Annotated in this window: 5 protein-coding genes (1 of these 5 running past the window's edge); all 5 read left to right on the top strand. The window is 62.6% G+C overall.

What is annotated here, in order from left to right; all coding sequences use genetic code 11:
• The first annotated feature begins 189 nt into the window (after window positions 1-189).
• Tightly spaced (each overlapping or abutting the next), the 5 genes in view from FQ320_RS20170 to FQ320_RS20150 form a layout consistent with a single transcriptional unit that may run on beyond the window.
• Entirely contained in the window at window positions 190-1,059 is an 870-nt protein-coding gene (locus tag FQ320_RS20170; RefSeq protein WP_255509639.1) for a thioesterase II family protein, read from the top strand.
• Window positions 1,056-5,612, top strand: coding sequence for a type I polyketide synthase (locus FQ320_RS20165; RefSeq protein WP_148475129.1), 4,557 nt, complete (start codon window positions 1,056-1,058; stop codon window positions 5,610-5,612). The genes FQ320_RS20170 and FQ320_RS20165 overlap by 4 nt, the downstream gene beginning before the upstream one ends.
• Window positions 5,609-11,962, top strand: coding sequence for a type I polyketide synthase (locus FQ320_RS20160; protein WP_148475128.1), 6,354 nt, complete (start codon window positions 5,609-5,611; stop codon window positions 11,960-11,962). Before FQ320_RS20165 ends, FQ320_RS20160 begins: the two co-directional genes overlap by 4 nt.
• Complete coding sequence (locus FQ320_RS20155; RefSeq protein ID WP_148475127.1) at window positions 11,959-16,302, top strand: type I polyketide synthase; 4,344 nt, start codon at window positions 11,959-11,961, stop codon at window positions 16,300-16,302. Before FQ320_RS20160 ends, FQ320_RS20155 begins: the two co-directional genes overlap by 4 nt.
• Window positions 16,299-18,863 carry the 5' portion of a type I polyketide synthase gene (locus FQ320_RS20150; RefSeq protein ID WP_148475126.1) on the top strand. It continues 4,956 nt past the right edge of the window, so only the first 2,565 of its 7,521 coding nucleotides appear in the window; it begins with the start codon at window positions 16,299-16,301; its stop codon lies beyond the right edge, outside the window. The genes FQ320_RS20155 and FQ320_RS20150 overlap by 4 nt, the downstream gene beginning before the upstream one ends.

Here is an 18,863-nt window from a genome sequence, read left to right as displayed (position 1 = left end):
TCCTCATGGTCCCTGCGAAGGGCCCACGCCGCACGCGAGCACACTCCCGTATAGGATGAAATTCGCGACGTTTGCAGATTAAAATGGACAGGGCAAACCGGCTAAGCTAGCTTTTAATGAATTTAGAACAGCACTTTTTTATTTTTGATCGTTTACGAATTCGGTTTGGAAAAGCATTTCGACAGGAGGATGTCGGTGAGCGATACGCCCAAATCTGCATCCATTGCACAGGCGCGGCCACAAGCACCTGCAAGACGCACGGCACACGAAAAGTCAGATGCGACACATTCAAGGTGGTTTCTGCGCCCCGGCGCACGACCGGGCACAGGTGTGCGATTGTTTTGTTTTCCCTGCGCTGGATACGGTGCCGCAATGTACCGGCAATGGATCAATGCCCATCTGGGAGAACTCGACATTTACCCGGTGCAGACCCCAGGTCGCGGCACCCGACTTTCTGAACCAGCGGTGGCGTCGCTCCCGGATCTCGTCGCCAGATTGGTACCCGTCATCGCGCCGCTGACCGATCGCCCTTACGCCTTTTTCGGCCACAGCTTCGGTGCGGTATTGGCCGCCTTTACCTGCGCAGCGCTGATCCGATCTGGCCACCCGGCACCAGCGCATCTTTTCCTTTCCGCCCGCCAGCCGCCGAACCGTCGCGGCCCGGTGCCGCCGCTGTCGCATCTTTCCGATGCCGACTTCATCACCGAGATCAACAATCGTTATGGCGGCATACCGGCACAAATACTGGACGAGCCGGACATCCTCGCGCTGTTGCTCCCTGCTCTGCGGGCCGACATACGCGCACTTGAGGATCTCGAAGGTCATCAAATCTTGTCATTGCCAGTACCCATCACGGCCTATGGCGGCCAATCGGACGCCATCGTGTCGCCAGAACTGATGGACAGCTGGCAGCACTGGACTTCTGCTGGCTATCGCCGCCGGTTGTTTGAAGGCGGCCATTTTTTCATTGAATCGCAGCGCGACGCATTGCTGAAAGACATGTCCGAAACTCTTGCGCAATCGAAGACGGATTATCTCCGGTGGAGGCAACCCGCTTGACTGCTCATTGCGATCCGACCCGCTCGGCCGCAATCATCGGCATCGGGCTGCGGTTTCCAGGAGGTCTCTCTTCCCTTGGCGACTTCTGGAGTTTCCTTATCGAAGGCGGCGACGCGATCACCGAAATTCCAGCCGATCGTATGGATATGAAGCGGCTGTACGATCCCGAGCCGGCAACTTCCGGTCGCATCATGACCCGCTTTGGCGGCTTTTTGAACGACATTGATCGGTTTGACGCGCGTTTTTTCGGCATAGCCCCCCGCGAGGCCGAGTGCATGGACCCCAGTCAACGGCTCGTGCTTGAAACCGCTTGGGAAGCGATTGAGGATGCAGGCCTTGACGCCGCGCAGTTGCGTGGCCGCCCGATCGGCGTCTTCGTCGGGCAGTGGATCGCCGATTTCGAGTCACGTTTACTTCGCCATCCAGAGGCGCAGGATTTTCTCATGGCGGCGGGCAGTGGTCGCTATGCAACGCCTGGACGCCTGTCCTATTTCCTTGGTCTTCAGGGGCCGAGCCTGTCGCTTGATACGGCCTGCGCCTCGTCCCTGACAGCCGTGCATTTGGCGCTGCAAAGCCTGCGCAGTGGCGAAAGTGAGATGGCCTTCGCGGCAGGCGTCAACGTCATCCTGAGCCCTCATATCACAATCGGCTACTCGCAAAGCAGTATGATGGCGCCCGACGGACACTGCAAATTCGGCGACGCGAAGGGCGACGGTTATGTCCGCAGCGAAGGCGCAGCGATGCTGTTGCTTAAACGGCTTGACCGGGCCCTTGAAGCTGGTGATCAAATCCACGCGATCTTGCGCGGCAGCGCGGTCAACAACGATGGGCGCAGCGGATTGTCCTTTGGCACGCCGGGGCGCGACGGGCAGGAACGGCTGTTGCGCGCCGCACTTGCCGATGCCGGGGCCAAGGCTGAACAGATCGACTATGTCGAGGCGCATGGGACAGGGACGCGCAAGGGCGATCCGGTCGAACTGGGTAGCATCGGAAAAACCCTGGGACGCGGGCGCGAAGGCCTCCTGCCGGTGGGTTCGGTCAAGACCAATATCGGTCATACCGAAGGGGCTGCGGGAATGGCCGGGTTGATCAAGGCCGCGCTGATCCTGAAACACGGGGAAATTCCGCCAAGCTTGCATTTGCGTGACCCGAACCCAGAAGTGGATTGGGACGGGCTGCGCCTGACCATTCCTGCAATCTGCTCGGCTCTCCCGGCAAGGGACGATGGCTGGCTGGCTGGGGTCAATAACTTTGGCATCGCTGGATCGAACAGCCATGTGATCTTGCAATCGGCTCCTTCGCAGCCCGTTGCGCGGCCCGGAAAAATGCGCGCGCTGACTGGATTCGCACCCGTCCTGCCTATCTCGGCCCAGACCGGACCCGGACTACAGGCGCTGGCAGCCTGCTATCTCGAACGCGCAGAGCGCGCGTCTGCGGATGGCTTGTCCGATCTCTGTGCGGCGGCGGCACTGCGCCGTACCGGGCTGCGCGAGCGTGCTGTCCTTGGGGGGGCCCACCCGGACGATCTGCTGCGCCAGCTCCGCGCTCTCAGCTCTGGTGACGAAACCGTCCCCTGCGGAGTGGCACCCGAAGACACACCTAAAATCGTCTTTGTGGCCCCCGGACAGGGCGGACAATGGCAGGGCATGGCGCGGGAATTACTTCGGGACAGCCCGATCTTCCGCGACACGATCAAAGCCTGCTCCGAAGCTCTCTCCGAGGTGGTGGACTGGCGGCTAGAGGATCAATTGACCGCTGCCGACTCTCCGCTGAATGATCGGATCGACGTGATCCAGCCAACACTTGTGGCGCTGGCAATTTCCTATGCCGCACTTCTGCGGGCGATGGGGATTCGCCCGGATATGGTCATTGGTCACAGTATGGGTGAGGTTGCTGCGGCGGCAATTGCCGGGTCGCTTGGGCTGGCAGATGCGATGCGGATTGTCGCCCGGCGCAGCCTGCTGATGGCCGGGATGCGTGGAACCGGCGGTATGGCGTTGGTCGAATTGGCTGGCGATGTGCTTGAGGATCGTCTTCGCCAGATGCCCGGTCTCGGGCTTGCCGCGCGCAACGGACCACGCAGTTCGGTCGTCTCTGGCGAAACCAAAGCGCTGGACAGCTTTCTCGCGACGCTCGAGTCTGAGGGCGTGTTTTGTCGGCGGATCAAGGTCGATGTCGCCTCGCATAGCTCCCAGATGGCTCCGCTTGCGACGCAGCTGACCGCTGACATTGCCTACTTGACCCCGCAGGATGGTGACATCCCTATGATCTCGACCGTCCTTGGGCGTGAAGTGGCCGGGGCCGAACTGGATTGTACCTATTGGGGTCGAAACCTTACGCATCCTGTGCTGTTTGAATCGGCTGTGCGCTCTGCCATTGAGGCAGGCTGCTCCATTTTTGTTGAACTTGGCCCACACCCTGTTCTGCTGCCGTCGATAAAGGATATCGGCCTTGAAATGGGTGACACAGTCCATGCCGTTGCCTGCGGCAAGCGTGATGTCAGCGATTGCAACTCGTTTGTTGCTGCTGCCGCAAAGCTTTGGACCGTTGGCGCGCCACTGGATTGGCAGACACTTTATGAGCGAAGCGATGCGACACAGGACCTGCCCAGCTACCCTTGGCAACGTGAACGGCATTGGGTTCAGGAAGCAGAGATCGGTTTCGGCGCAGATACCGACCGGTCGAGTCAACCGGACAGGGAGGCGCAGAGTTGGCTCTATCATCTGGATTGGCAGACGATCGATCCGCCGGCGAATGGGTCGGGCTTGGATAAGTCCGACTGGCTGATCTTATGCGACGAGCCACAAGACCCACTCGCCGCGGCCATCCTCGACGCGCTTGAAGCTAGCGGTGCCAACGCCCGGATCGACAATTTTGATGCAGCACTCGCCGGTGGGCTGGACGGCGTCTCGATTATTGCTCTGGCACCTGTGTCCGGTACGGCGGCTTGGCTACCGGTGGCGCTGCACCAGAGTCTGTTGGCAAGCGGTGCCAAGCCGCGCCAGTTGGTGTTCGCGACCCGCGGCGCAATGACGCCGGAAGCGGGCGCGGCAACGCTTCAGGGTGATCCTGATCAGGCCGCGCTCTGGGGCGCGGCGCGCGTTGTCGCACAAGAACAGCCGGAACTACCCATTCGGCTTGTGGATCTTGAGGTGCCTGCGGAGCCGGAACTTTCGGCCACAAGGCTGTTGCGCGGTCTGTCTGTGTCCGCAGCCGAAGACGAAGTCGTGCTGCGCGGCACAGACTGCTTTGTGCCACGGCTGAAGCGCGGACCAGCCACGCCGGCGTCAGGCGCACTGCCTTGGCGCAGAGATTCTGCCTGCCTTATCACCGGCGGTCTCGGTGGCGTTGGTACGCGCATTGCGCGCCGACTAGCGGCCGAAGGTGCGTCCCATCTTGTGCTGCTCGGCAGGACCGAGCTGCCACCACGCGCGGGCTGGCGGGCCATCCCGATCGACTCGCCCGTTGGTCGAGCCATTGCAGCGCTCTGCTCCATCGAGGCGAGCGGCGCTTCGGTGCATTACATCAGCGCCGACGTTTCGAGCGAGACATCCATGCGCGCCGCTCTTGACGGCTACCGCGACGAAAAGCGGCCCCCGATCAAGGCGTTGATCCACGCGGCAGGAACTCTTCGCAACGGGCTGGCCGCGCAGATGACAGTCGCCAATTTCGACACCGTGCTTGCCGCCAAACTTGGTGGTGCCAAGGTCCTGGACAGGTTGCTGCCCGATCTCGACCTATTTGTAGTGTTCTCGTCCATCGCGGCGGCCCTCGCCCCCGTCGGCATGGCCAATTATGCCGCAGCCAACGTCGGGATCGAAGCCATCGCCGAACGTCGGCGCCAGCGAGGCAGCCCGTCGTTCAGTGTCGGATGGAGTGCTTGGGAAGGCACTGGAATGCACGAGCGGGTCGGCAATTTCACCGAGTCAGGAGAGCTTGAAAGAGCCGGTGCCCAGACCCTGCAACCGGACCGAGTGGAGCCACTGTTGAGCCTGATCTCTCGCAGCGGGCGCTCGGCCTGGGTGATGGACATGGACTGGGCGACCTATGCCGCCTCGGCCGATCGCAAGCGCGCCGCCTTTCGCGATCTGGCGGAAGCGGCGGGTCCGGCACCTGTGTTGCTGTCTGCGCTTCCGGACACTGCCACGCCGCAGGAACGCCGGGCACTTATCTTTGATCTGGTCCGCAGAGCGGCAGGTTCGGTCCTGCAGCTTGCACCCGAAACAATTGATCCGGACATGGCCCTTGGTGCGTTGGGGCTGAACTCCCTGATGGCGATAGAACTGCGCGCCGCGCTCGAACGCAACCTCGGGCGCCGCCTGCCTGCAACAATCGCCTGGAATTATCCGACCGTGACTGCACTTGTGCGCCACCTTGCCGAAGGCAGCAATGACGACAACGCAGCCCCGGCGACGCAGGATGCCAAGGGGACACACGACGCCATCGAGGACATCGGTTTTTCGATTGATGATCTGGCGGGTTTTCTTTCGGGCAGCAGCGACGACGACATCGCCAAGGCCTTGCTGCAGACCCGTAAAAGGGTACGGGAATGAGCGATCAGTCGGCAGAGCCTTCTGCGCTCAAACTCGCGATGCTGGCCAGAGACGTGCGTGCCCGCGCCGCCGGTATCCTCAACGCCGATCCGATCGCAGTGGTCGGTATGGCGTGCCGCGTGCCCGGCGCCGACTCTCTCGAGGCCTACTGGTCGGTGCTGGCAGAAGGGCGGGACACAACATCAGAAGTGCCTGCCGACCGCTGGGACAACGACCTGTGGTACGACCCTGAAGTCGCAGCCCCCGGCAAGGCCGCCACCCGCCGCGGCGGTTTTCTTGATCAGATTGACGGCTTCGACGCGAACTTCTTTAACATTCTGCCGCGCGAAGCCGATACGATGGACCCGCAGCAAAGGCTGTTTCTCGAATGTGCGATCGAAGCGCTGGATGATGCCGGGCAAGTCGGCGCCGGGCTGCGCGGCAGCCGCACAGGTGTCTTCATCGCAAGCTATCACAGTGACTATGCCGGCTTGTCCTACCGCGATCTTGCCAACGTCGATCTGCGCACACTCACCGGAACCGTGCACAGCGTCGTTCCGAACCGCCTGTCCTATCTGCTGGACCTGCGGGGGCCGAGTTTATCGATCGACACCGCCTGCTCGTCCTCGCTGGTCGCGATTCACATGGCCTGTCAGAGCCTGCGCAGCGGCGAAAGCGATCTGGCGCTGGCTGGCGGTGTCTCCCTGATGATCACACCGGATCTCATGGTTTCGCTTTCCAAGGTCGGCTTTATGGCGCCCGATGGGCGTTGCAAGGCCTTTGACGCCGCCGCAGACGGCTTTGGGCGCGGCGAAGGCTGCGGCGTGATGGTCCTGCGCCGCCTGTCGGACGCGATTGCCGAGGGTGACCGGATTCATGCGGTGATCCGTGGCTCTGCGGTGAATCAGGACGGTGAATCAACGCTTCTGACAGCGCCCAACGGACCCGCACAGGAGTCGCTGATCCGCGAAGCACTTGCCGCAGCACGGGTCAGCGCCGAAAGCATCAGTTTCATTGAGGCACATGGAACAGGCACCGCGCTTGGCGACCCGATTGAGGTAGGCGCGCTTGCCGCCACGGTCGGGCGTCCCGTCGCAGGCGGGTCCGTTTGCTATGTCGGTACTGCCAAGGCCAATATCGGCCACCTCGAAGCAGCCGCCGGTGTGGTCGGCGCGATAAAGAGCGCCCTTGCGTTGAAACATCGTGTACTGCCACCGCAGCCGCTGTTCCATGCGCTAAACCCAAATATTGACTTGCATGGAACGCGCCTGAGGATCTCGAAAGATCCGGTTGAATTTGATCAGGACATTATGCTGCGGTGCGGGGTCAGTGGCTTTGGCGTCGGCGGAACCAACGCCCATATCGTGCTTGAGGAGGCCCCGAGGCTCAGTCCCGCCGGATCTGCGGACCTTCCCGTTGGCCCCATCATCCTGCCACTTACCGTTAAGGACCCGGCGGCTCTTGCGGACCTCGCGCGCAACTGGGCGAGTTTCTTGCGGGCCACGACCGACCCGCTCGACGATATCACCTATACCGCCGCCCGGCGCCGCACTCATCATGCTCAACGTCTTGCCGTGGTCGGTCATAGCAAGGAAGATCTCGCAGATGCGCTGACTGAATTTTCGGAGACGGGATTCAGCCGCAGCGTCCAGCAGGGCACATCTGGCAGGCGCAAGCTGGCAATGGTCTTTTGTGGACAGGGACCGCAATGGTTCGGCATGGCTCAGGGGCTCGCCTCCGCCTCTGCGGTCTTCCGCGAGGCGCTTGACGCATGCGACGCGGCCCTGGCACCGCACTGGCGGACCCGTCTGACAACAGAGCTGTCGCGCAACAAGGATGACTCACGCCTGCATCAGACCGAGATCGCGCAGCCCGCACTGTTCGCCGTTCAGGTGGCGCTGGCGCGCATGTGGATGGCGCGCGGCATCCGGCCTGATGCCGTAACCGGTCACAGTGTCGGTGAAATCGCAGCGCTGCATGTCGCCGGGGTGATCGACCTGTCGACCGCCGCCCGAATTGTCGCCCATCGGGGCCGGATCATGCAGAAGGCCGAGGGCAACGGTGCCATGGCCTCGCTTGCTGTCACCGAGAAAGAGGCGCTGCGCCGGATTGAACGCTTTGGCGATCGGCTGAGCCTCGCGGCAGTCAATGCTCCGCGCAGCTGCGTTCTGTCAGGCGATAGCGCGGCGCTGGACACGGTGATCGACGATTTTGAACGCGATGGCATCGAGGCGCGGCGTCTGCCGATACGCTATGCCTTTCACAGCGCGCAGATGGAGCCTTTCGCACTGGAACTCCGCGCGGCGCTGCAAGGGATTGCGACAACGCCCCCGGCGATCCCGTTCGTATCAACGGTCACAGGCGGTGCGATGGAACGCGGGTTCACAGCCGACTACTTTGCGCGCAACATGTGTGAGCCAGTGCGTTTCGCCGCCGCCACCGAGCATCTTGTCGGCGGTGGCTACGATTGTTTTCTAGAGATCGGCCCCCATCCGGTTCTAGGGTCTGCCATAGCCGAGACGGCGCGCGCTACCGAGGTGACGGTGTTTGCCTCGCTGCGACGGAGCGTGCCTGACGCAGAAAGCATCGCGTTGGCCAGTGCCGGGCTTTTCGCCACGGGCGTCGATCCCGACTGGAGCGTTCTTGCACCGGATGGCGCGGTTGTGACCCTGCCGCCCTATCCTTGGCAACGCCGCCGACACTGGCTGCCTGAACCTTCAATTCGGGACGCAATCGGTCCACGAACCCAGCGGCTGCATCCCGTTCTTTCACGCAGGGTGACGCTAGCTCCGGGCGATACGCACCTTTTTGAGGGCGATGCCCGGGACATTCGTGGCTGGAGCGGTGATCACCAGATCTTTGGCCGTACCCTATTGCCAGGCGCTGCCATTGCCGAAGGGTTTCTGGCGGCCGCGCAGAACGTACTTGGCGGAACCGCGCGGCTCAAAAACCTCACGATCCTCAAGCCGGTCGAGATCACCGACACCGCAGACTGCTGGCAGATTGTCGCGCGGCAGACGGCGACTCTGGACTTGGCCCTTGAATGGCATGTCCAGTCCGAAAGCGTTTGGCGTCTGGCGGCCTCGGCGACCGGCAGCGCCGCCCAGACTATTCCTGAAGAGGACGAATGGCCGCGAGTCAGGCCGGGTGGGCCAGTGATGCATTCGCGCTTTACCCGCTCAAGTATCGCCTTCGGTCCTTGTTTCTCGCTATTGTCGGAGATCCGCATGGATCAGGGTATAGCCACGGCAGCGCTGTCGGTACCTCTGGATGGCGCGGCACATATCCTGCATCCGGCGCTGCTCGATGCGGCGTTTCAACTGGCTCTGATCGCCGCCGAAGGCGAGATCGACGCACCGGACCGTGTGCCTTCGATCCCCGTCGCCATCGCATCGATCGAACTGGCCCGCCCTGTCGAGGGCCCGCTCAAAGCCGAAGCACAGATAACAGAGCGCGGCGCGGCTTCTTGCTTGGCCAATGTGGCGTTGTTTGACTTATCCGGCGCGTGTTGCGCCCGCATCGAAGGACTTCGGTTGCTGAGGGCACAGAAGGAACTTGGCATCTTCTCTGCGGGCCAACTCTCGTTAGAGCGGGTGTGGCAGTCCCTGCCGGACGAGGAAGCATCGGTCCCCGATCGCGACTGGCTGGTGGTCGATGTTGGCGGCAGCGCGGAAACCGTCCGGGACTTGCGGCATGCAGCCGGGTCGGACTTCGACTTGGCGGTGACAGATCTGGGCAACCGCGACGAGGTGGCGGGCCGAATCCACGCCCTATATGGGCAAGCCCGCCCGCCCACTGGCGTCGTGCTTTGCCTGAACGTTGACCCGGCTCAATCCGAGGGTGCGACGGCTGCCGATGCCGTCATCGGGGCAGTCCATGTTGTTCAGGCGATCCTTGCGACCGCACCTGTCCCGCTTCCTGCGCTCCGGTTGCTGATCCGCCAGGCGCAGAGCGTTGCGGCGCACGAGCCCGTCAACCCCTCCTCGGCCAGCCTCTGGGGCGCTATGGGGGCGCTTGCCATTGAGCATCCCGACCTGGCATTCCGTGCGATTGACGCCGATCCTTCGATGTCGCCGGCTGCAATGCTGAACGAACTGATCCGGACCGGGCCACAATGGACGGCGTTTCGCAACGGGCTCCGGCTGTCGCCGAGGCTTGCGCAGCCCGCCCCGCAAAACGGGAAGAATGCGCTGCGGCGTTTGTCTCCGACAGGTCAAAACGCCATCGAAGCGATCGCCTTGTCGCCATTCACAAGGAGCGGCCCCGGTCCCGGTGAGGTCCGTATCGGGGTGCGCTGTTCCGGCTTGAACTTCCGCGATATTCTGGTGGCGCTCGGCGCTTATCCGGGTGCGCCCGCAACACTCGGAGCTGAATGTAGCGGTGTCGTACTTGAGACAGGGACCGGTGTGACGCGCTTCAAGACCGGCGACCGCGTCATGGGCATGGTGCCTTTGTCCCATGCCACCGAAGCCATCGCGTCAGAGGACCAACTGGTGCAAGTGCCGGATCTCCTTTCCGATGCCGTGGCGGCTGGGCAGCCGGTGGCCTATCTGACTGCATGCTATGGGCTTGAACGGCTGGCCGCGATCAAGCGAGGCGACAAGGTTCTTATTCATGCGGCCGCGGGCGGCGTTGGATTGGCTGCCTTGAGGATCGCAAAAAGCCATGGCGCCCAGATCTTTGCCACTGCCGGCTCGGATGAAAAGCGCGCCTTCCTGCGGGCAGAAGGCGCCGCGCATGTCTTTGATTCACGAGAAGCCAGTTTTGCCGAACAAATCCTAAAGCTGACGGAAGGCAAAGGGGTCGGCATCGTGCTCAACTCACTTGCGGGCGATTTCGTCTGCGAAAGCCTGCGTGCGACTGCGCCGGGCGGCTGCTTTCTGGAGCTTGGCAAGCGCGACATCCTATCACGCAAAAGGGCCGCCGAGCTGCGCGATGACGTGACCTACCTACCCTATGACCTTGGTGAAGAAGTGGGAAAGCAGACCGGTCTGTTGCCCGAACTGATGGACAGTATCCTCAAACGCTTTGAAACCGGCGACCTCGCTCCGCTGCCGGTGCGCGCATTTGACCTTGATAAGGCGCAGGCGGCTTTCCGGTTCGTCGCAGAGGCCAAGCATATCGGGAAGGTTGTCCTGCGCGCCACTCATCCGCCTTTCGCGATCGCACCGGACGGGGTTTACTGGATCACCGGCGGTCTCGGAGCAATCGGCCTTGATACCGCAGCCTGGCTAGCGGGACACGGCGCACGCAAACTGGTGCTGAGCGGCAGGCAACCGCCGAACGAACGTGCGGCAGCGGTGATTGCAGAATTGAAGGCTGATGGAGTCGAGGTGCATGTGCTGCAGGCCGATGCAAGCGACCGAAGCAGCATGGTAAAAGTCCGTGAACGCATCGCTGAAATAGGAACGCTGCGCGGCGTGGTCCACGCTGCAGGGGTCCTGCGCGACTCTGCCTTTCATCGGCTGAGCGCCGCGGATGTACGGACGGTGCTTTCCGGTAAATTTGTCGGCGCGCTCTTGCTGGATGAGATAACGCGGGACGCTCCGCTTGATTTCTTGATCCTGCTGTCAGGGGCGGGTCTGAGCCTTGGATCGCCGGGGCAGAGCGCCTATCTGGCGGCCAATGCAGGTCTCGACGCAGTGGCCCAGCGCCGCCGGGCCAGCGGCCTCACTGCACTCAGCGTTGCGCTTGGCCCTTGGCAAGGTGGCGGCATGGCCGCAGCGCTCAGCGAGGGTGGTCGCGATATATGGGCCGAACGCGGCGTTCCGGCGATATCGCCCGCCGACGCCTTTGCGGCGATAGAGGCGGCCATCACTCAGGGGCGAGCCACGATAACTGTGGCCCGAATTGATTGGCCGAAATTCTTGCGCAACGCACCGGCCGGGCTCGACATGGACATGTTCGAGAGGTTCAAACCAGGTAACACAGTGACCACCGACCATGCACCGAAGGTTGCAGCCGTACAGCAGTTGCCCGACCGCATCCGCGCACTGCCCGACGCGTTGCGTGCGCAAGCACTGGCCGATGCGCTGGCCGATCTCGCAAGGGTTGCGATCAACCTGCCGGATGGCACTTCGATTCTGCCCCACACGCCACTCAAGGATGTGGGACTGGATTCGCTGATGTCGGTCGAATTCCGCAACATGCTGGTGCGCGCGGGCGGCTTGCCATTGCCTGTGACGCTGCTTTTCGACCATCCCACGCTGGATGATCTGGTTCGGCATCTGGCAACAGCTTGGTCTGTCGATCTTGCCACGCCACAGAACGGTCTTGCCGATAGCGCGCAAGACGAGCTCAGCGATGACGATGCCTTGGCGCAGCTTGAGGCCGAGCTTGCCGGGACGACGACCAGAGGGGCGCGGTCATGACACAGAACAGGCCAACCGATCCGCAGGCTACGATCCGCAGGGCGTTGGTCGAAATCCGCGATCTCAAGGCGCGGCTCAGCCGGGCCGAAAGCGCCCGACGCGAGCCGATTGCCATCGTCGGAATGGGGTTGCGCCTGCCCGGCGGGGTCCGGGATATCGATAGTTTCGAAAAGCTGCTTTGGTCTGGGCAAGACGGGATCGTGCCAATTCCCGAAGTCCGCTGGCGTATCGCGGATTTCTACAGCGACGACCCCGACGCCGCTGGTTGCATGACCACGCGCCACGGCGGCTTTATCGAGGATGTTGATCTTTTCGACGCCGATTTCTTCGGTATCGCCCCGGAAGAAGCGCGCCATATGGATCCTCAGCAAAGGCTCGTGCTGGAGGTTGCCTGGGAAGCGTTGGAGCACGCAGGCATAGCGGCGACAGATCTGCGCGGATCACGCACCGGGGTCTATGTGGGCATCGCGAGCGGAGATTTCGGTCGTACGGCATTCACCGACCGCTCGGTCGTCGGACCGTATCACGGCACCGGCACGTCGCACAGTGTCGCAGCGGGCCGGATCTCATACGTGCTGGGATTGCGTGGTCCGGCGATCTCGATCGATACCGCCTGCTCGTCCTCACTGGTCGGATTGCATCTGGCAGCCCAGGCATTGCGCAATGGTGACTGCGACCTGGCACTCGCTGGTGGCGTCAACCTGATCCTGACGCCAGACCTGAACATTGCCTTCTCGCGAGGGCGAATGATGGCCCCCGACGGACACTGCAAGACCTTTGATGGTGCGGCCGATGGCTATGTCCGCAGCGAGGGCTGCGGCATGGTCGTGCTCCGGCGACTATCAGACGCGCTTGACGCACAGGATCCCATTTTGGCGGTGATGCGCGGCAGCGCGGTCAATCAGGACGGACACAGCGCCGGGTTGACCGCACCCAATGGCACCGCACAAGAGGAGTTGATCCGCGCCGCGCTCGCGGATGCCGCACTTGAGGGTCGCGATGTCGCCTTTGTCGAGACTCACGGGACGGGCACCCCGCTTGGCGATCCGATCGAGGCGCGCGCGCTGATCGCAGCCTATTGCCAGGATCGACCGTCGCAAACGCCACTTCTGTTGGGCGCGGGCAAGACCGTCATCGGCCATCTTGAGGCTGCGGCCGGGATCGCGGGGCTCGCCAAGGCGGTGATTGCCTTGCGCCGCAGAGAGCTTTCGGCCAACCTCAACTTCACGACGGGCAATCCCGAGATCGACTGGGCTGCGCCGATCGCCGTCCCGATCGTACACACACCATTGCGGGCCGACAGTGCGCCGCTGCGTGCCGGCGTCAGTTCTTTCGGGTTCAGCGGCACCAATGCGCATGTGATTCTCGAAGAGGCCGAAGCCCGCGCGCCTGTTTTTGCCAGCACCGCCCATCGCATCCTGCCGCTATCCGCCAAGCATCCGCAGGCGCTGCGCGATTTGGCTGAGGCCTATGCGGGACGCTTGGTGACCGAAAATGCGGCGGCAGATCTGTGTCGGACCGCTGCGCTTGGCCGGACGCATCACAAACACCGGTTGGCTGTGACTGCCGACGGCGCCGAGGGGCTTCGCGCCGGGCTTCTCGATTTTCTGGCGGGCCGTCCGAATGAATCCTGCCACCTTGGCCAGGGCGATGATGGTCACAAGCCACGCATTGCTTTTCTGTTTTCAGGTCAGGGCGGGCACTATCCGCAGATGGCGCAGCAATTGCTGGCAACCTCTGCCGTATTCCGCCGCACCTTTGAAGCGGCCGATGGCGCGCTTCGGGAGGCTATCGGGATGTCGCTGGCGGATGCATTGAATTCGGCCTCCGGTGAGCTTGATCGGACCGAGATCGTGCAACCGGCGATGGTTGCGGTGCAATGCGCGCTGACCGACCTCTGGCGGGCGCTCTGGGTCACCCCCTCGGCGGTTCTGGGGCATTCACTGGGCGAATATGCCGCCGCCTATGCGGCCGGCGTCATGACAATCGGCGATGCCGTGCGCGCCGCCGCGACACGCGGCAGGCTGCTCGCCTCGCTTCCTAAGGGCGGCGCGATGGGATCGGTTTCAGCCGCGCGCGACGTGATCGAGGCCGAACTTGCCAAACATGATGGGCAAGTGACCATTGCGGCTTACAACAGCGCGCAAAGCGTCACACTCAGCGGGCCTGAAGGGGCGCTTGAAACCTGCCTTTTGGCTTTGTCGCAAACTGGCGCGCGAACCCGCAGGCTGAACGTGCCCTTTGCCGCACATTCCGCCTTTGTGGAGCCGGTTCAGGACGAGATGCGCCGTAGCATGGAAAATCTGGCTCTGGGCACGGCACGCGTACCAGTCATATCGACCGTTACCGGCGGACCGGTCGCCGCGCATGCCATGGAGCATGCCGATTATTGGTCCGACAATCTGCGCAAGCCGGTACGCTTTGCCGATGCCATGTCGGCGCTCACTGAAACCGGCATCACCCATGCGATCGAGATCGGGCCACATCCGATGCTGCTGAGCCTGGCCGAAGAATGTGCCGGCGAAACAGGAATTGCGTTTCTTCCAAGCCTGCACAGCGACCGAACCGATTGGAGCGACATGGCAGCCAGTGCGGCCCGACTGTACGCGGACGGTGCCGAGATCAACTGGCACGGGCTTCTGGAAAACAGCGGTGCCTGCGGGCAGCGGATTGCCGCGCCCACCTATCCGTTCCAGCGCAAGCGCTTTGCGCTGAATACAGAGCGCCCTCCGCCGCGCACCTATTGGGAGACCGCCAGCGCTGCGCTTTCGCTTCAGGCCGAACGTGGTCCGCTTGATCTGAACGCCGGCAGCTATTCCGCAAAATGGGATTTCCTGTCGCGTGTCACCGCAGCGGTCGCCCAAAAGACGCTGCACGATGCAGGGCTCTTCACCACGACCTGCACCAAGCTGTCTTTGACCGCGGTCATCTCGGCTCTGGGTGCGGATGACATGTATCGCCATCTGCTTGGTCGATGGCTTGAGAGCCTGACCCGTCTGGGCCTGCTATGCCGCGACGATGGGGAATACACCGCGCCGGTGCCGCTAAGCGCCCCAGACATGACCGCGCTCTGGAACGAAGCCGGACCGCTTTTTGCCGACAATGCGCCGTTGCTGAATTATGTGCGCCATTGCGCCAGCCTTGCGCCAGACGTGATTGGCGGCAAGTGTTCGCCTCTTGAGACGCTGTTTCCGGGGGGCGAGTTCAAGCTGGCCCAGGCACTTTACGAGGACAGCGCGATGATGCGCTACGTCAACGGACTTGTCCGGTCGGCAGCCGCTTCGATGTCTGGCACGCTCGGGGCTGGTCAGGCGCTCGATATACTTGAGATCGGCGCCGGCACAGGCGGCACGACCTCGAGCATCCTTGCTGCTTTGCCCGAAGGCGCGGCGCGTTATGTCTTCACCGATGTGAGTGACGTCTTCCTCGATCGCGGCCGCGAACGGTTCGGCAACCGTCGGGGGATGAATTTCCGCAAGTTCGATATGGAGGCCCCTTTCGACACGCAGGGGTTCGTGACCGGTAGTTTCGACCTCATCCTGGCCGCCAATGTGGTCCATGCAGGCACCAACCTGCCAGACATCCTGTCGCGACTGCGGACATTGTTGCGTCCCGGCGGATTGCTGATGCTGGTTGAGTCAACGGTGCATATGGACTGGTTCGACATCACAACCGGGCTGATCGAGGGCTGGCAGCAATTCGACGATGGGCTGCGCGACGACAACCCTTTGCTGGATTCTGACACTTGGCTACGAACCTTGCACGAGGCGGGCTTTGCCGAGGCTTCGGGCTGGCCCAAAGCGGGTTCGGTGGCCGAGATATTGGGTCAGCATGTCATCCTCGCCCGACAGGCCGGACAGACGGCACCGGCGCAGGCTTTGATGCCCGAGGCACCGGTAGACAACCGCACACCGACGAGGCCCCGGTCAGGGTTCGTCGAAGCCTTCGCTGACGCACCTGAATCCGAATGGCTCGACATGGTGCGCGAAAGGGTCCGCCACACGGTCATCCGCGTTCTGGGACGCGAGGACGACGACCCCCCGGGTAGGTTCGAACGGCTGATGGATCTGGGAATGGATTCGCTGATGGCGTTGCGCCTGAGGAAACTTCTGGCGGAAGAGCTGGAACTGTTGCGCCCCCTTCCTGCGTCGATCGCCTTTGATCATCCTTCGATCGAGGCCCTTTCGGTATTCATTCTCAAGCAGTTAACCAAAATCAGTGCCGATAAACCCGAAGCCCCCGCTGCCACACTGGCGCAAAATACAACCACGCAAGACATCAGCGAAATGACGGATGAAGAGGTCGAGGCATTATTGCTCGAGAGGGTTTTACGACAATGACAAAGGCATCCACCATCTCCAGTGGAGAGCTCAGCCCGATCAAGCGTGCCTTCCTCGCGCTTGATGAAGCGCAATCCAAACTGGCGCGCATTGAAACCGCCGCGAGAGAGCCGATTGCGATCATCGGACTGGGATGTCGCGTTCCGGGTGGCGGTGACAGCCCGGGGCAGTTCTGGCAATTGCTGCGCGACGGTACCGATGCCATCAGCGAAGTGCCGGAAGGCCGTTGGAATCACAGCACACATTACAATCCCGATCCCGCCGCGGTGGGAAAGATCTCTACCCGCCATGGCGGTTTTCTGGCCTCGGTGGATGGTTTCGACCCCGAGTTCTTCGGCATTTCCCCGCGCGAGGCGCAGGGCCTTGATCCGCAACACCGCCTGATGCTCGAGGTTTGCTGGGAAACGCTTGAAAATGCCGGGCAGGCTCCCGACTCACTCGTCGGCAGCGCGACCGGCGTTTTTGTAGGCGCTGCGGGCAATGACTATAGCTATGAACAGCTGAAGACCCGCGATCCCGCCCTTCTGGATGCACATTTCGCCTCAGGGATCGCGCACAGCACGCTTAGTGGGCGGTTATCTTACATCCTCGGGCTGCAAGGCCCAAGCGTCACCATCGACACAGCCTGTTCCTCGTCACTGGTGGCAGTGCATATGGCCTGCCAGGCGCTGCGTACCGGTGATTGCCGCATGGCGCTGGCGGGCGGCGTCAATCTGATATTGGGGCCTGACATCTTCACCGCGCTGTCGCAGGCAAGGATGCTGGCGCCAGATGGGCGATGCAAGGCGTTCGGTGCCGACGCCGATGGTTTCGGGCGGGCCGAGGGCTGCGCCGTTGTCGCGCTCAAGCGTCTGTCAGACGCGCAACACGACGGCGACCGGATCATCGCGCAGATCCTCGGCAGCGCCGTCAATCAGGATGGAGCAAGCGGTGGGCTCACCGCACCCAACGGACCTGCGCAAGAGGCGGTGATCCGCTCGGCGCTTAAACGTGCCGGGGTGACACCTGAGGATGTCGGATATGTCGAGACCCACGGCACCGGCACATCCTTGGGTGATCCGATTGAAGCGAGTGCGCTGGCCGGAGTTTTTGCCAAACGACCCGGCACCGAGCCGCTTCTCATCGGCTCGGTGAAATCCAACCTGGGCCATCTGGAGGCAGCATCAGGTGCCATCGGCCTGATCAAGTTGGCTCTGTCCCTACAGCACGGCCATATTCCGGCCAGCCTGCACGCGGCGGAACCAAGCCCACTGATCGACTGGAGCAATATGCCGCTTGCCGTTACCAGCACGGCCTGCGGCTGGCCCACGCGCAACGGCCGACGGATTGGCGGGGTAAGCTCTTTTGGCTTCAGCGGCACCAATGCTCATTTGGTGCTCGAAGCTCCGACGCCGGACCCTGCCGAACGATCAGACACGACACGTCAGCCGATGATTCTGGCTCTTTCGGCAGCCGGATCGGGCGCGGCATTGACCGAATTGGCAGCCGCCTACGCACGCACACTGGCAGATCCTACCACCAACCCCGGCGATTTCTGCCACACGGCCACGGCGGGTCGGGCGCAGCTTGGAGCGCGGGCGACCGTGATCGGCGCGGATCGCGCCGCGCTCTGCAAAGGTCTGGAGGCGCTGGCCGAAGGATACAGTGCGCCCGGCATTGCCGGTCCTGCGTTTGTGCGGCGCGATCCGCCTCGAACCGCCTTTCTTTTCACGGGTCAGGGCGCGCAGTACGCCGGAATGGGCAAAGGCCTTTACGAAACCGAACCGGTGTTCCGCGAAGTGATCGACCGTTGCGCAGCAGAACTCGAAGGCGAGTTACAGGTACCGCTAACCGAGATCCTGTTTGATCAAACCGACGACGACCGCATCAACAGGACTGGAAATGCTCAACCGGCACTCTTTGCACTGGAATACGCGCTTGCCCAACTCTGGGGCGCGTATGGCGTCAGACCCGATATCGTGGCTGGCCATTCTCTGGGCGAAATCGTGGCGGCAACCTTGGCCGGAGTCTTTTCGCTGGAAGATGCGCTGCAATTGGTGAGCGCGCGGGGCCGGCTGATGCAAGCGCTGCCGGCGGGCGGCGCCATGGCCAGCATTTTTGCTCCGGAGAAGACCGTTCAGGACACCCTTCGCGCGCTCAACAGTGGGGCGGTTATCGCTGGCGTCAACAGCGCGGTACAAACCGTCATTTCCGGACCTGCGGAAGATATAGCCATCGCTTGCGACCGCTTCGACACGGCTGGCATAGCCTCACGTCCGCTGGCAGTTTCGCACGCCTTCCATTCCCCACTTATGGAGCCGGCGCTGGACGCATTTGAAGCTTTGATTGCCAAAATCCCCATGCAACGCCCCCGCATCCGACTGATGTCAAACGTGACCGGGAAGCCTTCCACGGACGAGATTGCAACCCCGCGGTATTGGCGGCAACACTTGCGAGAGGCCGTTCGCTTTGGCGATTGTCTGAACAGCATAGCGGCGCTCAAGCCGGGGTTGATCATCGAGATCGGTCCGCACGGGGCGCTGCTGCCTCTGGCGAAAGAGGTGTTTTCCGACGACAGCACC

Source organism: Oceaniovalibus sp. ACAM 378 (genome assembly GCF_008085915.1).
GTDB lineage: Bacteria > Pseudomonadota > Alphaproteobacteria > Rhodobacterales > Rhodobacteraceae > Oceaniglobus.
The sequence above is the reverse complement of the archived record's forward strand: the minus strand, read 5'-3'. Positions and strand labels throughout refer to the sequence as shown.

What these genes read in the sequence shown, in the direction of transcription:
- FQ320_RS20160 (WP_148475128.1), top strand. Translation starts at nt 5,609, where the DNA reads ATGAGCGATCAGTCGGCAGAGCCTTCTGCGCTCAAACTCGCGATGCTG.
- FQ320_RS20155 (WP_148475127.1), top strand. Translation starts at nt 11,959, where the DNA reads ATGACACAGAACAGGCCAACCGATCCGCAGGCTACGATCCGCAGGGCG.
- FQ320_RS20170 (WP_255509639.1), top strand. Translation starts at nt 190, where the DNA reads ATGTCGGTGAGCGATACGCCCAAATCTGCATCCATTGCACAGGCGCGG.